The organism is Vibrio sp. QJM3NY_35 (genome assembly GCF_057785915.1).
The window spans coordinates 1,816,905-1,835,143 of record NZ_CM173508.1; the positions used below are offsets into that span (position 1 = coordinate 1,816,905).

17 protein-coding genes are annotated in these 18,239 nt (G+C 44.0%); 11 read left to right on the plus strand and 6 right to left on the minus strand.

Annotation, left to right across the window (positions count from 1 at the left end; translation table 11 throughout):
• Positions 1-369: 369 nt before the first annotated feature.
• Both clcA and AC3CH3_RS23345 read left to right on the plus strand, forming a co-directional pair.
• On the plus strand, positions 370-1,776 hold the full coding sequence (gene clcA, locus AC3CH3_RS23340; protein ID WP_488538571.1) for a H(+)/Cl(-) exchange transporter ClcA: 1,407 nt from the start codon (positions 370-372) through the stop codon (positions 1,774-1,776).
• A 206-nt stretch (positions 1,777-1,982) separates the two neighbouring features.
• Positions 1,983-2,963, plus strand: a complete 981-nt coding sequence (locus tag AC3CH3_RS23345) for a TDT family transporter (protein ID WP_181949899.1) — start codon at positions 1,983-1,985, stop codon at positions 2,961-2,963.
• A gap of 160 nt (positions 2,964-3,123) precedes the next feature.
• On the opposite strand, the gene hmpA is transcribed toward AC3CH3_RS23345, so the two are convergent.
• Entirely contained in the window at positions 3,124-4,320 is a 1,197-nt protein-coding gene (gene hmpA / locus AC3CH3_RS23350) for an NO-inducible flavohemoprotein (RefSeq protein WP_488538572.1), read from the minus strand.
• Positions 4,321-4,688: 368 nt separating this feature from the next.
• Here hmpA and norR point away from each other — a divergent pair, with 368 nt between their 5' ends.
• Both norR and AC3CH3_RS23360 read left to right on the plus strand, forming a co-directional pair.
• Complete coding sequence (gene norR / locus AC3CH3_RS23355; RefSeq protein ID WP_488538573.1) at positions 4,689-6,281, plus strand: nitric oxide reductase transcriptional regulator NorR; 1,593 nt, start codon at positions 4,689-4,691, stop codon at positions 6,279-6,281.
• Positions 6,282-6,370: 89 nt separating this feature from the next.
• Positions 6,371-6,730, plus strand: a complete 360-nt coding sequence (locus AC3CH3_RS23360; protein ID WP_029405427.1) for a glutaredoxin family protein — start codon at positions 6,371-6,373, stop codon at positions 6,728-6,730.
• Between the two features lie 109 nt (positions 6,731-6,839).
• On the opposite strand, the gene AC3CH3_RS23365 is transcribed toward AC3CH3_RS23360, so the two are convergent.
• Positions 6,840-7,475: an OmpA family protein gene (locus AC3CH3_RS23365; RefSeq protein ID WP_488538574.1), complete on the minus strand. Its 636-nt coding sequence runs from the start codon at positions 7,473-7,475 to the stop codon at positions 6,840-6,842.
• 269 nt (positions 7,476-7,744) lie between these two features.
• Here AC3CH3_RS23365 and AC3CH3_RS23370 point away from each other — a divergent pair, with 269 nt between their 5' ends.
• The 6 genes from AC3CH3_RS23370 (at position 7,745) to AC3CH3_RS23395 (ending at position 13,368) form a co-directional block, all read left to right on the plus strand.
• Positions 7,745-8,371, plus strand: coding sequence for a thioredoxin domain-containing protein (locus tag AC3CH3_RS23370; RefSeq protein ID WP_488538575.1), 627 nt, complete (start codon positions 7,745-7,747; stop codon positions 8,369-8,371).
• 75 nt (positions 8,372-8,446) lie between these two features.
• On the plus strand, positions 8,447-8,920 hold the full coding sequence (gene bamJ / locus AC3CH3_RS23375; protein WP_488538576.1) for a BamJ family beta-barrel-assembly machinery protein: 474 nt from the start codon (positions 8,447-8,449) through the stop codon (positions 8,918-8,920).
• Between the two features lie 172 nt (positions 8,921-9,092).
• Complete coding sequence (locus AC3CH3_RS23380) at positions 9,093-9,686, plus strand: TetR/AcrR family transcriptional regulator (protein WP_488538577.1); 594 nt, start codon at positions 9,093-9,095, stop codon at positions 9,684-9,686.
• Positions 9,687-9,857: 171 nt separating this feature from the next.
• On the plus strand, positions 9,858-10,889 hold the full coding sequence (locus AC3CH3_RS23385) for an NADP-dependent oxidoreductase (RefSeq protein WP_488538578.1): 1,032 nt from the start codon (positions 9,858-9,860) through the stop codon (positions 10,887-10,889).
• A 24-nt stretch (positions 10,890-10,913) separates the two neighbouring features.
• The gene (locus AC3CH3_RS23390) at positions 10,914-11,534 is read left to right on the plus strand and encodes a glutathione S-transferase family protein (protein ID WP_488538579.1); all 621 of its coding nucleotides are present in this window, start codon (positions 10,914-10,916) and stop codon (positions 11,532-11,534) included.
• Between the two features lie 151 nt (positions 11,535-11,685).
• Positions 11,686-13,368 carry an RluA family pseudouridine synthase gene (locus tag AC3CH3_RS23395; RefSeq protein ID WP_488538580.1) on the plus strand — a complete coding sequence of 561 codons (1,683 nt, stop codon included), beginning with the start codon at positions 11,686-11,688 and terminating at the stop codon, positions 13,366-13,368.
• A gap of 133 nt (positions 13,369-13,501) precedes the next feature.
• Here the strand turns inward: AC3CH3_RS23395 and AC3CH3_RS23400 are convergent, their stop codons facing one another.
• From AC3CH3_RS23400 to AC3CH3_RS23410, 3 genes are all read right to left on the minus strand, one after another.
• Entirely contained in the window at positions 13,502-13,795 is a 294-nt protein-coding gene (locus AC3CH3_RS23400; protein WP_076651137.1) for a YkgJ family cysteine cluster protein, read from the minus strand.
• A 175-nt stretch (positions 13,796-13,970) separates the two neighbouring features.
• Positions 13,971-15,155, minus strand: coding sequence for a serine hydrolase (locus tag AC3CH3_RS23405; RefSeq protein WP_488538581.1), 1,185 nt, complete (start codon positions 15,153-15,155; stop codon positions 13,971-13,973).
• 178 nt (positions 15,156-15,333) lie between these two features.
• A complete protein-coding gene (locus tag AC3CH3_RS23410; RefSeq protein ID WP_019821982.1) occupies positions 15,334-15,921 on the minus strand; it encodes a DUF4136 domain-containing protein in 588 nt (195 codons plus the stop codon).
• Between the two features lie 268 nt (positions 15,922-16,189).
• On the opposite strand from AC3CH3_RS23410, the gene AC3CH3_RS23415 reads away from it, so the two are divergent.
• On the plus strand, positions 16,190-16,444 hold the full coding sequence (locus AC3CH3_RS23415; RefSeq protein ID WP_019821983.1) for a YgjV family protein: 255 nt from the start codon (positions 16,190-16,192) through the stop codon (positions 16,442-16,444).
• Between the two features lie 135 nt (positions 16,445-16,579).
• Here the strand turns inward: AC3CH3_RS23415 and AC3CH3_RS23420 are convergent, their stop codons facing one another.
• The gene (locus AC3CH3_RS23420) at positions 16,580-18,043 is read right to left on the minus strand and encodes a sensor domain-containing diguanylate cyclase (RefSeq protein WP_488538582.1); all 1,464 of its coding nucleotides are present in this window, start codon (positions 18,041-18,043) and stop codon (positions 16,580-16,582) included.
• Between the last annotated feature and the right edge of the window lie 196 nt (positions 18,044-18,239).

Genomic DNA, 18,239 nt, shown 5'->3' on the forward strand with positions numbered 1-18,239 from the left:
ACCCTCGTTACTCAATCGTGAGTTCGCGAATCAGGAAGCCTTAAATATCGACCTGAACATTTAACGAGGAACTAAAAACTTTGTTTCTGAATCCATCCAAATTGTGTGTAAAACCTCACTTCTCCTTGCGGTTCGTTATGTTGCTTTACGATTTAACTATGGTTCATTTTTGGCGTAATACAAGTTGCTACCTGAGAATCGATCAAAACTGTGACGGCGATTCCACTATATTGTCCATACATTCCATTTATGTAATACACTTCTTTCATAAATGAAATTCAACTTTGCATCTTTGCTGCTATAGGATATGCAGAGGAGGCGTATAATTTACTAAGACCCTCCCCGCATCAACTCAGGAACCAAACTTAAATGACCAATAGAGAGAGAATTAAGCAATCCCTTTTAGCAAAAATGCCAAGGGATGCTATCAACCAATTTCTCTCTAGAGACAAAACACCCGCTTCAGTACTTTTCCTTTCTTGCATTGTCGGTATCCTTGCTGGCGTGGTGGGCACCTATTTCGAGGTTGCGGTTCATTTCATCACAGAAACTCGTACCGATTGGCTGAAAGATGAAATCGGTAGCTATTTACCACTTTGGCTTGCAGCTTTCCTTATTAGTGCTGCATTCGCTTTCATTGGCTATTTCCTCGTTCACCGTTTCGCTCCAGAAGCTGCGGGCTCAGGTATCCCTGAAATAGAAGGCGCGATGGACGGGATGCGACCTGTTCGTTGGTGGCGAGTACTTCCTGTGAAATTCTTTGGCGGCATGGGCGCATTAGGTTCTGGTATGGTTTTAGGTCGAGAAGGACCAACCGTTCAAATGGGCGGCAGTATTGGTCGCATGGTCACCGATATCTTTCGAGTCAAAGATGACGACACTCGCCACTCATTATTAGCTTCGGGTGCCGCAGGTGGTTTAGCCGCCGCATTCAATGCACCACTGGCTGGCATCATGTTTGTAGTCGAGGAGATGAGACCACAGTTTCGCTACTCTCTCATATCAATTAAAGCCGTCATCATCTCAGCGGTTTCAGCTAACATCGTTTTTCGATCAATCAACGGACAATCTGCCGTTATCACTATGCCTCAATACCAACCGCCTGAACTGGATGCTCTGTGGTTATTCTTGTTGTTAGGTGTGTTGTTCGGCCTGTTTGGTGTGATTTTCAATAAGCTGATTACACTTTCGCAAGACCTGTTTGTGGCAATACACAAAAATGACCGTAAACGCTACTTGATGACAGGTACCCTACTTGGTGGTTGTTTTGGCTTGTTGCTACTTTATATACCTGAATTAACTGGTGGTGGTATTGGTATCATCCCGAACATCACGAATGGCAGCTACAGCGCCAATGTGTTGTTGTTGATTTTCTTAGGCCGAGTCCTCACAACCCTGCTTTGTTTCGGCTCTGGTGCGCCAGGCGGTATCTTTGCACCAATGCTTGCGCTAGGAACACTCTTTGGTTACGCGTTTGGGCTTATCGCAGCGGCATTCTTTCCTGAACTGAATATTGAACCGGGTATGTTTGCCATTGCTGGCATGGGAGCATTATTCGCCGCCACCGTTCGAGCGCCTATCACTGGTATTCTGTTGGTTATAGAAATGACCAATAACTACTACTTGATCCTGCCGTTGATCATCACCTGCTTAGGTGCGGTAATCATTGCTCAAATGTTAGGTGGGCAGCCAATTTACAGTCAACTGCTTAACCGTACGCTGAAAAACGAAAAACTAAGACAACAAGATCTCCCTCAGAAAGAGGAAGTACGTTAATTACAAATGACTCATGAAAAAAAAGCACACATTCAACGTGCTTAATCTCCCGATTCCGTATCAAAATCAAAAAAGCAAACGTTAAACTTGGTATCATCCACTCAAAATTAGTTGAGTGCCCTCAAAATCTATTGATGAAAGACCTACACACTCTAACTAAAGCAAATAATCTAAAAGTCTTTAATTAACTAAGTCGGAGTAAGTCGTTGAACTGGAGAAGGTTAACCCAAGTAAAAAATGTGCCGCCATCTCAGGCGTCTTTAGCACTTGGCGTTATTGGGTTAGGACAAGCTTGGGCATTATATATCCCGGGCATTGGTGAGATAATTCGTCCCTACCTCGCTGCATTCGGCGCGCTATTATTGCTGCCTGTTTTACTGCGCTATTTAACGAACTTTAATACCTTCCTTAATGATATTCGCCACCCGTTAAGTGGAAGCTTGATGGCACCAATGAGCATGGCTTTACTGATTCTGTGCGACTATTTAGCCGAGATATCGCCAGCTATCGCCTACCCAGTTTGGTTCTGCGCGCTATTGCTTCACTTTACCATGATGGTGTTGTTCTTCAGTTTTCAGATCATCAACTTCAAAATGTCGAACATTGTACCGAGTTGGTTTCTGTATCCGGTCGGTTTGATCAGCAGTTCCTTAGCTGGCACACAGTTCGGGCACACAGTATTTTCAGAAACACTTGCGGTCACTTGTATTGGTATCTATTTCCTTATGTTGCCAGTGGTGTTGTACCGCTTGGTGTTCGAAGGCAATCTTCCTCGCCGAGCAAGACCAACACTTGCTATCATGGCAGCTCCGGTTAACTTATCTTTAGCCGCTTACTTGGTTAACTTCGACAACCCAGACCCGATTCTAACAGGCGCATTGTCTGGCATTGCCATCACCATGACACTATTGATTTACTTGTGTTACATCCGCCTAATGCGTTTGAAGTTCCAACCTTCAATTGCTGCCGTCACCTTCCCATCCGTGATCAGCGCTATTGCCATGCATCGTCTAACCACATTTTTCGGCGCGGAATACCCACAATGGTATTGGCTACACAAGTTTGGTTTCTTTGAGCTAACCATCGCGACCATCCTAGTAATTTGGGTTGCAGGCGGTTACGTAAAAATGTACTGGCCTGAGTTTTTTGATTCCGATTACATGTCTAAGAAGGTTAAACGTTCTTAGATAGAAGCGAAAAGATCTTAGCTGAACCATCGTGTTCTGCAGTAGTCGATGATGTCAGACAAAACCAACCAAACCAAAAAAGGCCTCACAATGTGAGACCTTTTGAATAGGCAAGGCTTTTAATAGATCAGGCGAGTGTTAATAGAACTCTCGAGAACTATTAGAAGTTAGCGTGAGGGCCGAATACTTCGTAGTGAACGCGTGAACGATCAACGTTAAGTGCGCCTAGTTGTTCCACGATGTTCTTCATGAAACCAACAGGACCACAGATGTAGAAATCGCTCTCTTCAAAGCCTTTAGTATCAGAGATAGACGCTAGATCCATTTGGCCTTGATGCGTGTTTTCACATGCAGATTCGTCTTTGTTCATGTACCAAGTTTTTGCTTCCCAACCTTTGTCGGCAACAATATCTTTAACACGAGTCGTGAAAGAGTGTTGGCCTACGTTCTCACAAGCGTGAAGGTAAAGTACTGGCTCGTTTTTATCTTCCGTGTTTAGGAACTCAAGCATAGACTGCATTGGCGTTACACCAACACCAGCAGAGATAAGCGTTACTGGCTTGCTGCGCTCTTGATACATGAAGTCACCCGCTGGTGCGTATAGGCTAACTTCATCACCAACAGCAACCGTATCGTGTAGGTGGTTAGATACAACGCCTTGTGTCTCTTGGCCTTGTCCTTCACGTTTAACAGAAATACGGTATTGCTTGCCGTTTGGCTTATCAGACAGTGAGTATTGACGAATCTCACTGTATTGAGAGCCTTCCGGTTTTACTTCGATACCAATGTATTGACCTGGTGTGTAATCCAGAACTTCACCGCCGTCTTTTGGCTTAAGGATAAAGCTAGTTACTAGCGCTGACTCTTCGATCTTGTCTGCAATCACAAACTCACGCGCTGCTTCCCAACCACCAACAGCTTGCTTACGCTGTAGGTAAAGTTCAGCTTCACGATCGATGAATACTTGTGCCAAGAATAGGTAAGCGGCTGTCCATGCTTCTTCCACTTCTGGAGTAAAGGCGTCAGCAGCGAGTTCACGCAATGTCTCAATCAGGTGCAAACCAATAATTTGGTAGTGCTCTGGTTGAATGTTAAAGCTTGTGTGTTTCTGAGCAATACGTTCAACGGCTGTTGTTAACGCTGCTAGATTTTCAATGTTCTTTGCATATGCCGCGATAGCTTCAAACAGTGCTACGCCTTGGCGACCTGTTCTTTGGTGAGTCATATTGAAGATATCTTTCAACTCAGGGTTATGCGTGAACATACGTTGATAAAAATGCTGAGTTAAAGCTGGGCCTGCGCTCTCAAGTAGAGGGATAGTAGATTTGATGATTTCGATATGTGCATTGTTAAGCATGAATTTACTCCGAACACTGAGCCTTATGACCTATATGTCATTTTGACTACTAAAAATTAAGAATGACTTATCGATTTTCTGAAACCTTAGTTATTTTTAGAAACTGAGTTATTTTGACTCGTTTTCATTTCAAAAAATCGCGAAACCTGATTAATGCCACCTGATTGATTGAGATCAAGAATAGTCTGTTTAATCAGCGCTATAATTGGGCTTCGCTGTATCTTTTGCACAATCAGTGCCAACTTTATTAATCCCCGTCACTACTGGTTTTCTTCTCAAAACTCATCTTATAAAAATGTCATAAAGACCTTTTTTTTAAGTCAATAAGACTCTATTATGTTTATAAACACACACAGTTAGAGTTTTTTATGCAAGATATCTCCGCATCTACCCTCATGGAAATGACCATTGGCCTCGCAAGTGGTGTCAACGATCAAGATCGTTTCAATCGCCTGATCGATGCCATTCGCAAAACCATAACGTGTGATTGTGTCGCGCTTTTAAGCCTTCAAGGCGACACGCTAGTACCTATCGCAATGCAAGGGCTCAGCCGAGATACATTCGGTCGTCGCTTTATCATTTCAGAACACCCACGTTTTGAAGAGATCTGTGCGTCTCGCTCTCCTGTTCGTTTCGATGCTGACAGCTCCTTACCCGATCCTTTCGATGGTTTGCTTATTGACCATGATGGCGATTTACCAATGCATGCTTGTATGGGCTTGCCTTTGCTATTTGGCGATAAGCTCTTAGGCATTCTGACTCTAGACAGCTTGAAACCTGATGTCTTCGCGAATATTCCGGCGCGTAACCTTGAAGTGCTAGCGGCTATTGCAGCCTCAACGATGCAGATGGCACTGACCTTCTCGCAACTTGAACATCAAGCAAAACAGTCAAAGCAATTACTCGAAGAGTTGAACGTCGAAGCGTGGGAACGTGACGGCGGCGAGTTGATTGGTAACAGTGACACCATGGCCGCGCTTAAGAACGACATTGCTGTTGTCGCGCCGTCTGAGTTTAATATCTTGATTCATGGTGACACCGGGGTTGGTAAAGAGCTTGTGGCTCGTACCCTGCACCATCAATCTCAACGCAAGCGTAACCCACTCGTCTACGTAAACTGTGCTGCAATTCCTGAAAACTTAGTAGAGAGTGAACTGTTTGGTCACGTTCGTGGCGCGTTCACTGGCGCAGACAAAAACCGCTTAGGTAAATTTGCTTTGGCCGATGGTGGCACACTGTTCCTTGATGAGATTGGTGAGTTGCCTTTGGCTGCTCAAAGTAAGCTCCTGCGTGCTCTACAAAACAACGAAATCCAACCGGTAGGCCAAGACAACATCCAAACCATTGATGTTCGTGTTCTGGCTGCAACCAACCGAGACTTAAAGCAAGAAGTTGAAGACGGTCGATTCAGAGCCGACTTGTATCACCGACTGAGTGTGTACCCTATCGCGGTACCTGCATTGAAAGAGCGTGGTGACGACATCAGCTTATTAGCTGGTTTCTTCCTAGAACAAGCGCGTCGTAAGCTTGGTATCAACCAAGTTAAGTTCCGCTCCGACGTTCTTTCTTTCCTAAACCGTTATGGTTGGCCGGGTAACGTGCGTGAACTTGAGCACGTGATCAGTCGTTCAGCATTGAAAGCGTTAGCGCGCAGCACCAATAAAAACTTGGTGACAATCACCAAGGAAGATTGTGGTCCACTCGACCAAGATCAGCCTATTGCGACGACACAGGTGAAAAACACACCATTATCAACACCAACGATCGACCTTTCTGCCGGGCTACGTGGTGCAACGGACGATTTTCAACGCAGTATCATTACTGAGGTGTTGGAAGATGCCAACTTTAACTGGGCACAAGCAGGACGAGTTCTGAAAACCGACCGAGCAAACCTGACTCGACTGTCGAAGCGTTTAGGGCTAAATGTGGCTAAGTCTCACACGATCGAACGGACAAAATAGATATTAGCGGTTTGTTGCGAGCATCTGACAAAACTTGTGTATATAATGCTGCAAATTGTAACGCTAATTTTAAATATGTAGAGAGAGTTATGAAGTTTATCCGTTGGTTCTTAGGTCGTGTCATCTTGTTATTGAATTTTGTTTTCAGCCCACGTGGTGTAAAGCGTTCTCAAGAAGAACAAAGCAAAGTGAATGAGCAAGCAAAAGCGCACACGTTATACCAATTCGAAGCGTGCCCATTTTGTGTGAAAGTGCGCCGCGCGATGAAACGTCAGTCGGTTCAATTTGAACTCCGTGATGCAAAAAACAACGAGCAACACCGTGCTGAGCTTGAAGCTGGCGGCGGTCGTGTGAAAGTGCCTTGTCTACGTATCGAAAAAGACGGCAAAACTGAGTGGATGTACGAATCTTCAGATATCGTGACTTACTTAGAAAAGCAGTTTGCATAAGCAATAAAGCAACAAAATCTAGATACAAAAATTCCCTCGAATATGAGGGATTTTTTATGTCTGTTATTTGGCGTTAATCGCTTCAAATTAGGCGCGAAAGTTCAAACCACTACTTCGCAACAATCAGCATCAATTCCACACGGCGGTTACACGCCTTGCCTTGCGCAGAAGCGTTGGTGCAAGCTGGTACGTATTCGCCAAATCCACGAGTATAGATGGAACGACTCGACACATAGTTACTCTCTAATCGAGCCTTCACTTCTTTTGCGCGCTGCTCTGAAAGCGGATCATTGATTCGATCTGTGCCCGTGTTATCGGTGTGCCCTTCAATCACCACATCAATATCTTGGCGCTGAGCAAGGTAGCTGCCTAGCGTATCTAGCCATTGATTATAAGCTGGCTCAGGGAATGCTGAACCTGTTTTAAAGTTCACGTGCTGCTCAAGCTTTACCATCACATGGTTACCCGGCAACACTTCAAAATCGATACGGTTTTGTCTTAAAAAGACTTCCAGTGGGTCGTTAGTCGAAACGCCACGTCCGTAGTTGGTCGTGATGGTTCTTTGTTGATGAGTGCTGCTCTGAATTGAGTACCCACGATTGCTTGCTACATGAGTCGTTTGAACCACACCCCATTCAGGATACATCAAGTCGTAATCGGTTTGCGGCGCAGTTTCTAGCATATCATCACCCAACATACCCGTTGGTAATGTCGTTTCACACCCTGCCAAAGCTATGCTTAACATTATTGCTAAATATCTCATTACTTCACCAACCACTCATGCAGATAAACCATTCACTAATGTCTATATCGGCACCGAGGGAAAAACTTTAGACGAAAACTTTCGACAAAAGAGCCTGCATCAAAAAAAGTGCTATTGATCACAGTTAACCGTCAACTAGACTGTCTTAACTCGCTAGTTCGAACTGTTTGCATTTATTTACCTTATAATTGTTTTCCAATTCGTACTAAATAGTTAGAATCTCACGACTTCTCAACGCTAGAGCAAACATTATGTTTAAACCATTTACTAAATTCATCGCAGCACTTGCTGCCGTACTTATTATCGCGGGTTGTAGTGAAACAGACGAGCCACAAAAAGGCGTTCAATACGAAGCGCTTCCAACTGCTCTAACAGAATTTAATTTGTCTCCGATCACTGAAATCTTCTCTCTTAACTGTGGTCACTGCCGTCAAATGGAAAGTGCCATTCCAGAGATTGAATCTCTAACAGACCAAACTATTGGCAAGATGCACGTGACGTTCAACGAAAGCGCTCAAATCAGCGCAATGATCTACTACACAGCAGTGATGCAGCTTGATGCGACGCCTGACCACGCATTCATGGACGACCTATTTGGTGCGGTTCAAATGGGTGCAGATGCAACACCTGAGCAGCGCCAACAAGCACTAGAGACAGCGTTTACTTCTCGTGGTTTGGTTAGCCCATACCAGCTGAACAAAGAACAGCAAGTCGCTCTTTTCGACTACGTTAAAAAAGCAGAAGAAGTTTCAGTAAAAGGTCAGATCAACTCAGTACCAACATTTATCATCAACGGTAAATACCAAGTACTGACAGCCGGCCACCAAGACGTTGCTGGTATCGCGAAAACGATCAACTACCTTTTGACTCAACCATAATCACGGCTTTTCCCACTGATTAACACATTTTGTATTAACTACGAAATTCAGCACTCAATATAAATAGGTTTTACTATGTCTAAATTTGTCATCCCGATCATTGTCTTTCTTTTGGCGGGTTTCATGATTTACCGTACTTGGACGAATCATAAGTCTGGTGCAGAAAACTTCGAACAAGGTCAACAGTTCCTTATCGAGAACGGCGCTAAAGAAGGTGTTGTAACGACTGAAAGCGGCCTGCAGTACCTAGTTCTTGAAGAAGGTACTGGTACAGAGCACCCAACAAAGAACAGCAAAGTAACGGTTCACTACCACGGCACTTTGATTGACGGCACTGTTTTCGATAGCTCTGTTGAGCGCGGCGAGCCAATCTCATTTGCTCTTAAGCAAGTAATCAAAGGCTGGCAAGAAGGTTTGACTTACATGGTTGAAGGCCAAAAAGTTCGCCTGTTTATCCCGAGCCAATTGGCTTACGGTAAAGGCGGTTCAGGCCCTATCCCACCGTCATCAACTCTGATTTTTGATGTTGAGTTAATCTCTATCAAATAATCGAAGTAACTGATTTAAGCCCCAACATACGCGCTATGTTGGGGCTTTTTTATATCTGAACATTTGAAGCCTCTTTAGATATTGAGCTACTTAGCTACTTTAACAACGACCAAATATAACCTCGAAAACCAACCACTAGACGACTGGTCTAATTTAACCTATAGTACCGCCCATGAACGAAAAAACGAATGACACACGCCTGCATGTTTTAGATGTTGGCTATCAACTAATAGTAAACAACGGCTTTAACGGCGTTGGCTTATCGCAATTGCTTAAAGAAGCGGACGTGCCGAAAGGATCGTTTTACCACTACTTTAAATCTAAAGAGCAATTTGGCGAGGCGTTGATTCAGCACTATTTTGAAAACTACATCACTAAGATTGAAGCAATTTTAGTACACGGTGAAGGTAATCATTATCAGCGAATCTTGAACTATTTCTCGCTATGGGCGAAGACCGAAAACGGTACCTGTAATGCTCATAAATGCTTGGTCGTTAAACTCAGCGCGGAAGTTTCTGATCTTTCTGATCCTATGCGCCAAGCGCTACTAAAGGGTGCTGAGAAAGTGACGAATACCATCGAGCAGTGCATTGTCGGCGGTATCGAAGATGGATCTATAAAGGTTGAAGACAGCCAAGAAGTCGCTCAGAATCTATACTCAATGTGGTTAGGCGCCAGCTTATTGAGTAAGTTAAGCCAGAGTTCACAGAGCTTGGAATCGGCATTAAGCCTTACCGAACAAATTTTAAAAGGTGAAAGTCACTAACGCGCACCGCGCCTTATTCGCTCTTTTTTGCTTCACCTTGCTTTAACTTGCTTTAACTTAAAAGAAATCACCCGCCCTCTTATCAGTTTGATGACGGCGGGATTTTTAGACAACAAGACTAGACGACTGGTCTAATTCTAAATGAACATAATATAAAATTAAGGACATCCAATGACTCAACAAGACAATCGCCGCATCGTATTGGCTTCTCGCCCAGTTGGCGCACCGACTCAAGATAACTTCCGCTTAGAGACAGTGACTGCACCAACAATTAATGACGGCGAGATGTTACTTCGCTCGGTTTACCTATCTCTTGATCCTTACATGCGTGGTCGAATGAGCGATGCGAAATCTTACGCAGACCCAGTTGCTATTGATGATGTGATGGTTGGTGCAACCGTGTGTCAGGTTGAAGCGTCAAACAACGCTGATTTCGAAGTTGGCGAATGGGTATTGGCGTACACAGGTTGGCAAGATTATGGTGTTTCTAACGGCGAAGGTCTTATCAAATTAGGTAAAGAGCCAAGCCACCCTTCTTATGCACTAGGCATCATGGGTATGCCAGGCTTTACCGCTTACATGGGTTTATTGGATATCGGCCAACCGAAAGGAGGCGACACGTTAGTTGTGGCGGCAGCGACAGGCCCTGTAGGCGCAACTGTTGGACAAATCGGTAAACTGAAAGGCTGTCGTGTCATTGGCGTGGCTGGCGGTCAAGAAAAATGCCAGTACGCAAAAGAGGTTCTTGGTTTTGATGAATGTATCGACCACAAGGCAGACGACTTTGCAGAACAACTGGCGAAAGCGTGTGACAACGGCATCGACGTTTACTTTGAAAACGTTGGCGGCAAAGTATTCGATGCAGTAATGCCTCTTCTAAACACAGGCGCTCGTGTTCCTGTTTGCGGCCTTATCTCTCAATACAACGCAACATCGCTTCCTGAAGGCCCAGATCGCATGTCTAGCCTAATGGGTACTCTTCTCGTTAAGCGCATTAAGATGCAAGGCTTCATCATCTTTGATGACTACGCACACCGTTACAACGAATTTGCAACTCAAATGACCGAATGGCTGTCTCAAGGAAAAATGCACTACCGTGAGCACCTAATTGAAGGACTAGATGAAGCACCACAAGCATTCATGGGTCTTTTAGAAGGTCAGAACTTCGGCAAACTTGTTATCAAAACTAACGAACCAAAATAGCTCAAGGATAGAATAGGCAGAATTATGATTACTTTACATCACCTGAACAAATCGCGTTCGAAGCGTATCATCTGGCTACTGGAAGAGCTTGGTGTCGACTATCAAATCAAACCTTACCAACGAGACAGTGTCACGTTTTTAGCACCACCAGAACTGAAGTCTGTTCACCCTCTTGGTAAATCTCCAGTCATTGAAGACGATGGCATCGTGATCAGTGAATCTGGCGCAATTACTGAGTACCTCATCGACAAGTTTGGCGAAGGCAAATTTGCACCGGAACGTGGTACAGCTGAGTATGTTGAATATTCACAATGGCTACACTTTGCTGAAAGCTCAGGTATTTTGCCAATGCTGCTTAAGATTTTTGTGATGAAAGACGGCTGCAAGACAAACTTCCTTGGTGGTTATGCCGACGACGAAAATCAAAAGATCTTAACCTTCGTTAACGAAGCACTTGAAGGCAAAACTTATCTTGTAGGTGAAACACTCACTGGTGCCGATTTCATGATGTCATTCATCGTAGAAATCGTGGGTAACTTTGGCGCTACTGCGCTCTACCCTAATATTGCTAAGTACGGTGATCTTTTAGCAAGTCACCCTGCTTACCAAAAAGCGGAGCAACTAGAGTTAGAACACTCTAACTAATCAAGATTTGTTCCATTCAATGCTCCCATAGCATGAACATAACAATCTAAATGAAGCCAAAGCTGATTTATCTTCCGCTTTGGCTTCTCATTTGCCTTCATTTCGACAACAATATCGAGCTCTACCAGAATACCCATAGAGTTTGATCTTCATGTCAGCAAACCTTGCTCAATACACACCACTGCGCACGTTAAACCAAACAGCGAATCAAGCGTTGGCTCTGCCAGAGCGTTTTACATTCCCGTATTACTATACTCCGCATCCAGTGTGCGAATTAGCGATGCAGCAGCTTCAACAGTCACAGCTGGACTGTGGTGTGAATGAAACATCGCAAGGTAACCTCTATGCCGTTCTTCTGGTTCAACATCCTCAAACTCAAGAGTTGGGCTACCTTTCTGCGTTTTCAGGTTTGCAGCTAGATCCGGCTTTGGTCTCTCAGTTAAACAACATTCACTTTGTTCCACCAGCCTTCGATTCAGAACAGTTTCAATCTCAAAATAGTGCAAACCTTGCTCGCCAGTTGCAACTAGCGGATGACATTGAAAAGCTACAACAGTCACACAACCTAGACGCATTATTAGCCGTGCTTGAAGGGTTAAAAATCGAATCAGCACAAGCTATCGAAGCCTTTCAGTTAGCAATGGCCGAGAACAAAGCTCAGCGAAATGAACTCAGAGAGCAAGCAAACCAAGAAAAGGCATCGGGGAATCTAGAATCGGCGGCGAATTTGCTCAAACAATTGGGCAACCAAAGCAGCCAAGAGAAGCGAGACTTAAAAGCACTTCGAATTGAGTGGAAACAGAAGATCGCAGAACATCAGTCACAAGTTGATGCCATAGAAAGCGATCTCAAAAGCCGCAAGCAAGACTACCAAACAGTTTCAGCTGAGTTAGAAACGCAACGTTTGTCTCATTATCGCTTTATCAACCAAGCAGCAGAGCCAAAGAGCCTGCGTGAATTATTAGATGGCAAAGACGCACTAGAGGGTTCAGGTGACTGCTGCCTACCCAAGCTGCTTAATTTTGCCTTTGAGCACGGTTTTAAACCTTTAGCTTTGGCTGAGTTTTGGTGGGGATTGCCGCCTACAGATATCATTCGACAACACGCAAACCTCTACCCTGTTTGTCAGAGCAAAAGCTTTGAGGTCCTCGACCACCAGCTGAGTGGTATTGAACTAGAAGATAACCCGCTTATCGTGAACCCTGCTGTAGGTAAGTCTTTTGATATTGTTTATGAAGACGAAGAAATCGTAGTAGTAAATAAGCCTGAAGAGTTCTTGTCGGTTCCCGGTAAGTTTATCGAAGACTCGGTTTATACACGCATTAAAGCGCGTTACCCGAATGCGACAGGGCCTTTGATCATCCATAGATTAGACATGTCGACGTCTGGATTATTGATTTTGGCACTGACCGCAGAGTCTAATAAACACATCCAGAAGCAATTCATAGATAGAACCGTAGAGAAACGATATACAGCTCTGTTAGATGGTGAAATCGACGGCAAATCTGGCGATATTAGCCTGCCCTTGCGCGGCGACATAACAGACAGACCAAGACAACTGGTTTGCCATGAACACGGCCGAAACGCAGAAACCCATTGGCAAGCGGTTGGCACTCATAATGGGAAAACCAAGGTTCACTTGTACCCTAAAACAGGGCGAACCCACCAGTTGCGAGTGCACTGTGCTCATCCATTAGGGCTTGGTGTTCCGATTCGTGGTGACGACTTATACGGATACAAACGCGATCGCTTACACCTGCACGCTGGCTACCTAAAGTTGATTCACCCAACAACTGGAGAATGGATGGAGTTTGAAGTCCCTTCTGAGTTCTAAATGGACTCGTACTCACACAACGCTAAACCGATAGAAACGAATCAGGGCTTTATATCAGATCGAGATATAAAGCCCTGATTAAAAAGAATCGTATGTTGATTTAAAACATGGGTAAAGGAGCTGAAACCGCAGCCTAACCCATCACCTCTTTTCGCTGGTCGACACACTCAAAAGAGCCCATTTCGAACTCACGACAGATCCATGGTCGGTTTTCGTAGATAGTACACATCAATGTTTCTCTATCTACCGCGGAACACCAACCGTCATCTAGACGCTTCATGGTTTCACCGCCCCATTCATCGTAAGCGATATGCTCTTCAGGTACGCCCGTATCTGTGATGATCATAACCTCTAAACGACAACAGCATGCCTGACAATTGGCACAGGTTACTTCAGGCTCAGTTACGTTCTTTATCTCAATCGTCATAAGTGACTACACTACTAAATTTTGCGTATAGTAATCGAAACCGTCCGCTACGGCTAATAAAGATGGTGCGGTGCGCTGTTTTCATTGATATAGAACTAACAATGGGCGCTGTGATTCACCCACAACGCCCATCATATTTATGTTATTCATTGTAGCGAATTGCCACAAGCTCTATTTAGAATAGACTCGCGAAAAACAGCTTAACGTAGTCCATTAAACGTTTGAACAAACCGCCCTGCTCAACAGCTTCCAGCGCGATCAAAGGTTGGGTTTGAACATCTTCACCATCAACGGTGTAATGAACTACACCAAGCGTTTGGCCTTCTGCAATTGGCGCTTTAAGTTCAGAGTTAAGCTCGATGGATGCAGTCAACTTCTTGCTATCTGACTTAGGTAGCGTAATGAACGTGTCTTCTGCCACACCGAGTTTCAATGTGTCTTGCTCACCAAACCACACCTTCTCTTCAGCCACTTGATCACCGCCTTGATGCGGGTTTAGCGTATCGAAGAAGCGGAAACCGTAGCTCAACAACTGTTTGCTGTCTGACTCACGGCTCTTAACGCTCGATGCGCCCATAACCACCGCGATAAGTCTCATTTCACCCTGTGTCGCTGAGCTCGCTAAGCTGTAGCCAGCCCCAGATGTGTAGCCTGTCTTCATGCCATCAACGGTTAAGCTTCTATCACGAAGCAAGCCATTACGGTTGTGCTGTGTGATACCGTTGTAGCTAAAAGAGCGTTCGCTGTATAAGCCATACACATCTGGAAGATCTTTAATAATCGCTCGACCAAGAAGCGCGATATCATAAGGAGTCGAATAGAGGTCTTCGGCATCTAGACCGTGTGCGTTAGCGAAATGGGTATTTTCCAATTTCAGAGAAGTCGCCCAAGAGTTCATCAAATCAACGAAAGCATCTTGTGAACCGGCTACGTGCTCGGCAATCGCAACACTGGCATCGTTACCCGATTGAATGATCAAACCACGATACAGGTCCATCATCGCCACATCAGTATTAACTTCAATGAACATCTTTGAAGAGTCCGGGAAGTTCTTCGCCCACGCGTTTTCACTGATACGAACTTGGTCGTCCGCAGAGATGTTGCCTCGCTTCATCTCTTGGCCAGCAACATAGCTAGTCATCAGCTTAGTTAGGCTTGCTGGGTTTAACTTAGTGTGTGCATTTTTTTCTACCAGCACATCACCAGAATTAAAATCAATTAACACATACCCTTTTGCGCCTAGGCTAGGTGGGCTTGGTACTATAGAAGGTGCTGCGATAGCTGCATTACTTACCATCGCTGCGTTACTTACAATGAATATACTTAATAGAGGGAGAGAGTATTTGGAAAACAGTTTCATTGAATCAAACCTAAGTTAACGTTTTGAGCAGTATAGACAAATGCTAGCAAAAGAAGCGCGAACTTTACGTTGCTTTACGTATTTGTACCGTTCGTTACAAATAAAAAAGTTTAATCTGCGATCTGACCATATTTTCAACAACTAATATTGACTCAACGAATGTGTCCAACACCTAACTCTATCGCTCAGGAATGCGTCTAAATAACATTTCAACAAAGCCAGTAGCGCGCTGTTTTCTTTCGCTTGGCTCTAGATCAGTTTGGATGCCAGACTGTGCTAATGCTTGCCATTGTACGACCTCAGAGTTAGGCACGAAAAACGCAATGTACAAAGAGCCTTTCTCGGCTACTTTACCTTCACCATCGTAAAATGGCACACCAGTAGATAACTTAATCGTATCGAAGATCGACTCATCGTTCAGTTCCGATTCTTCCGCCAACCCAAAACCGACAACAACATCGCCGACACCATCCTGTTTTAACTGGTAACCTTTATTAGAGAGTTGCTCTTGAATCGACTCACGCACTAAATCGGTAACCACAGTTTCATCGTATTTTTGAGAAAGGTAAACCTGCTCTGATTCAGGGTGCCACGAGTACGTCATCACTCCGTGTTTCATGAACTCAAAATCACCACTGGTGACCACACCATAATTGTGCGTTGGCGGCAATTCTTGAGTGGTACATGCTGTCAGTCCAATCGCTATCAAAGCTAGCTGCGCTACTTTTCTTATGCTTTTTGTTGCACAAATGGATCGTTTTATCATTCGTGGACCCCTTACCCATATAAGAATAACTATCAATTCAACCTCCAACATAAATAGTAATTATGTTAATAGAAAGGTCATTAAACGTTTGCGTAATCGCTAACCTTCACTTCTGTCTGTTTTGGGGGTTTAATCACAAAAACAGAGTTGGTATAGTTCATCCCGTTAAACAAAACCAGACCATTCGAGGCACGGAGCTTCCTCAATCATCTCATGAAGAGAAGAATTGGTACCGACAAAGTATCGGCAAATTTAAGAGGGTCAAACAATGGAATTCAATATGGTTGAAATTTTAGGTTACGCTGCGTCTATTATGGTCGCAATTTCATTAACAATGAAAGATATCGTTCGTCTGCGTGTCCTTAACTTTGTTGGCTGTACACTCTTTACAGCATACGGCGTTATGATTGACGCATGGCCAGTTGTCGCGACCAACGGTTTCATCGCTTGTGTAAACATCTACTTCCTTGCAAAAATGCAAAAGGAAAAAAAAACGGAAGCGATGAAAGCAGCGAAAGCTTAAATTAGCGATTAGCATTTCAAATAATTCTGAAGAAGCCCAAATAGAGCAATCTATTTGGGCTTTTTTGTATCTGTCAGCTTCAAAATCACGATTTGTGTGCATCAAATCTTTACGTGCATCGAGGGTTTCAACCTATCACATGTAAGCAACGCGATATTCGCTCTCTCGATACGCTTGAGTGTTATTGCGGCCACTCTCTTTGGCTTGATAAAGCGCTTTATCGGCTTTGTCGATAGCGGTTTCAATATCAGTCAGTGCCGGAGCATGGCAACAACCAGCGCTGATTGTCACCGGAGACACCAAGCCTTGAAGTTGCTCAACATATAGCCGTAACGCCTCTGATAGTTCAAATAATTCATGTTCATCACAATCAAACGTCACCAAAATAAACTCTTCACCACCATATCGTGCAATCAAACGACGGCGGTTAGCAAATCTCTGGAGTGATTTTGCGACCGCACAGATAACCCGATCGCCTTGAGCGTGACCATATTGATCATTCACCCGCTTGAAATAGTCAATATCAAGCAAGATGATACCAACATTCGTTATCGGATAAGGTGAACTTTGAGTAATCTTCAGTTTTAGGTGCTCGATAAAGCTCCGTCTGCTAGGCAGCCCTGTTAGGTAATCAAGATTCGCAACATCCAAAACTTTGAGATGGCGATGCCGCAGGTAAAGCACCAACACGATAATAATGCTCAGTAAACTTACAACCAAAGCCATCAAACTAATAAACAGGAGGCTGTGATTTCGATTAAGCTCTTGTTCTAAGATACCTGCAGAAATGACCCAATTCAGATAAGGGTAAAACTTGTAGAAGATGTTTTTATTTGTCGTGCCACTGTCACTGGAAATCGAGTAACTGAAGTGCCCTTCGGGTTTGGTGGCGATTCGATCAATAAGCAGTTCAGACGAGTAACCTATTAAGGATTTCAATGATTTATGTTCATAATCTGGATGAAGCACTAAGTTACCTTGCAGATCGACAATGTACACATATCCGCTATCACCAAACGCGTACTTTCTAAGCTTGTCTTTTAAACCTTCAAGATCGACCAAATACATCAGTTCTTCTTTATAGGTCGTCGCAACCAAAGTGTTGCCACTCGGGAGCCTCATCGAATAAGCGACTTTGGCTCTGCGGCTTATTTCATGAGGATTCGCGTGAAAGTACTCGATCATGCCAGAGTCAATAGTGAGCTGTTTTTGGATATGAGTAAGATGTCCGCGCTTCTGACCTTGCAAGAATGGATGATAGAGGTGGACACCTTGTGGAGACATTAAATAGATATAACCCGATTGTCCAATGTGTAATTCACGGGCAATTTGGCTTACCTGCTCAACTTCTTGTTCTGGCTTGGTATGCCATACGTGAGACGCAACGGTATCCGTAATTCCTTTGAGATATGTCTTTATCGCCTCATTAACTGTGGTGTCGACAATATCGTAACTCGCGTTCACAATCGTACTAAAAAACAGTTGGTTAGATTCCAACAATGACCTTTCAGTTCGATTAAATTGAAATGCAGAAAGAATCATCGACACGACGGCGAGCGCAATTGAAAAATTAAGAATGTATTTACGTCTGACTTTCAAGATTACCCCGTAGATTTATAATTTCAGGTAACGCTGTGACTTCTCTTATATACAGACTGTTTTATATCATGTTTTTATTTTTTACTGAACGAGTGTCGATATTTTTAAGGGTTTCTATACGTAATCTGTGACTTATAACAAAAACGCCGAACTGGATTCAGTTCGGCGTTTTAATTTTACGTCTAAATTGATGACT

Coding starts and splice junctions, on each gene's coding strand:
- AC3CH3_RS23390 (WP_488538579.1), top strand. CDS start 10,914: ATGATTACTTTACATCACCTGAACAAATCGCGTTCGAAGCGTATCATC.
- AC3CH3_RS23405 (WP_488538581.1), bottom strand. CDS start 15,155: ATGAAACTGTTTTCCAAATACTCTCTCCCTCTATTAAGTATATTCATT.
- AC3CH3_RS23370 (WP_488538575.1), top strand. CDS start 7,745: ATGTTTAAACCATTTACTAAATTCATCGCAGCACTTGCTGCCGTACTT.
- AC3CH3_RS23415 (WP_019821983.1), top strand. CDS start 16,190: ATGGAATTCAATATGGTTGAAATTTTAGGTTACGCTGCGTCTATTATG.
- bamJ (WP_488538576.1), top strand. CDS start 8,447: ATGTCTAAATTTGTCATCCCGATCATTGTCTTTCTTTTGGCGGGTTTC.
- AC3CH3_RS23400 (WP_076651137.1), bottom strand. CDS start 13,795: ATGACGATTGAGATAAAGAACGTAACTGAGCCTGAAGTAACCTGTGCC.
- AC3CH3_RS23395 (WP_488538580.1), top strand. CDS start 11,686: ATGTCAGCAAACCTTGCTCAATACACACCACTGCGCACGTTAAACCAA.
- AC3CH3_RS23410 (WP_019821982.1), bottom strand. CDS start 15,921: ATGATAAAACGATCCATTTGTGCAACAAAAAGCATAAGAAAAGTAGCG.
- norR (WP_488538573.1), top strand. CDS start 4,689: ATGCAAGATATCTCCGCATCTACCCTCATGGAAATGACCATTGGCCTC.
- AC3CH3_RS23360 (WP_029405427.1), top strand. CDS start 6,371: ATGAAGTTTATCCGTTGGTTCTTAGGTCGTGTCATCTTGTTATTGAAT.
- AC3CH3_RS23380 (WP_488538577.1), top strand. CDS start 9,093: ATGAACGAAAAAACGAATGACACACGCCTGCATGTTTTAGATGTTGGC.
- clcA (WP_488538571.1), top strand. CDS start 370: ATGACCAATAGAGAGAGAATTAAGCAATCCCTTTTAGCAAAAATGCCA.
- AC3CH3_RS23365 (WP_488538574.1), bottom strand. CDS start 7,475: ATGTTAAGCATAGCTTTGGCAGGGTGTGAAACGACATTACCAACGGGT.
- hmpA (WP_488538572.1), bottom strand. CDS start 4,320: ATGCTTAACAATGCACATATCGAAATCATCAAATCTACTATCCCTCTA.
- AC3CH3_RS23385 (WP_488538578.1), top strand. CDS start 9,858: ATGACTCAACAAGACAATCGCCGCATCGTATTGGCTTCTCGCCCAGTT.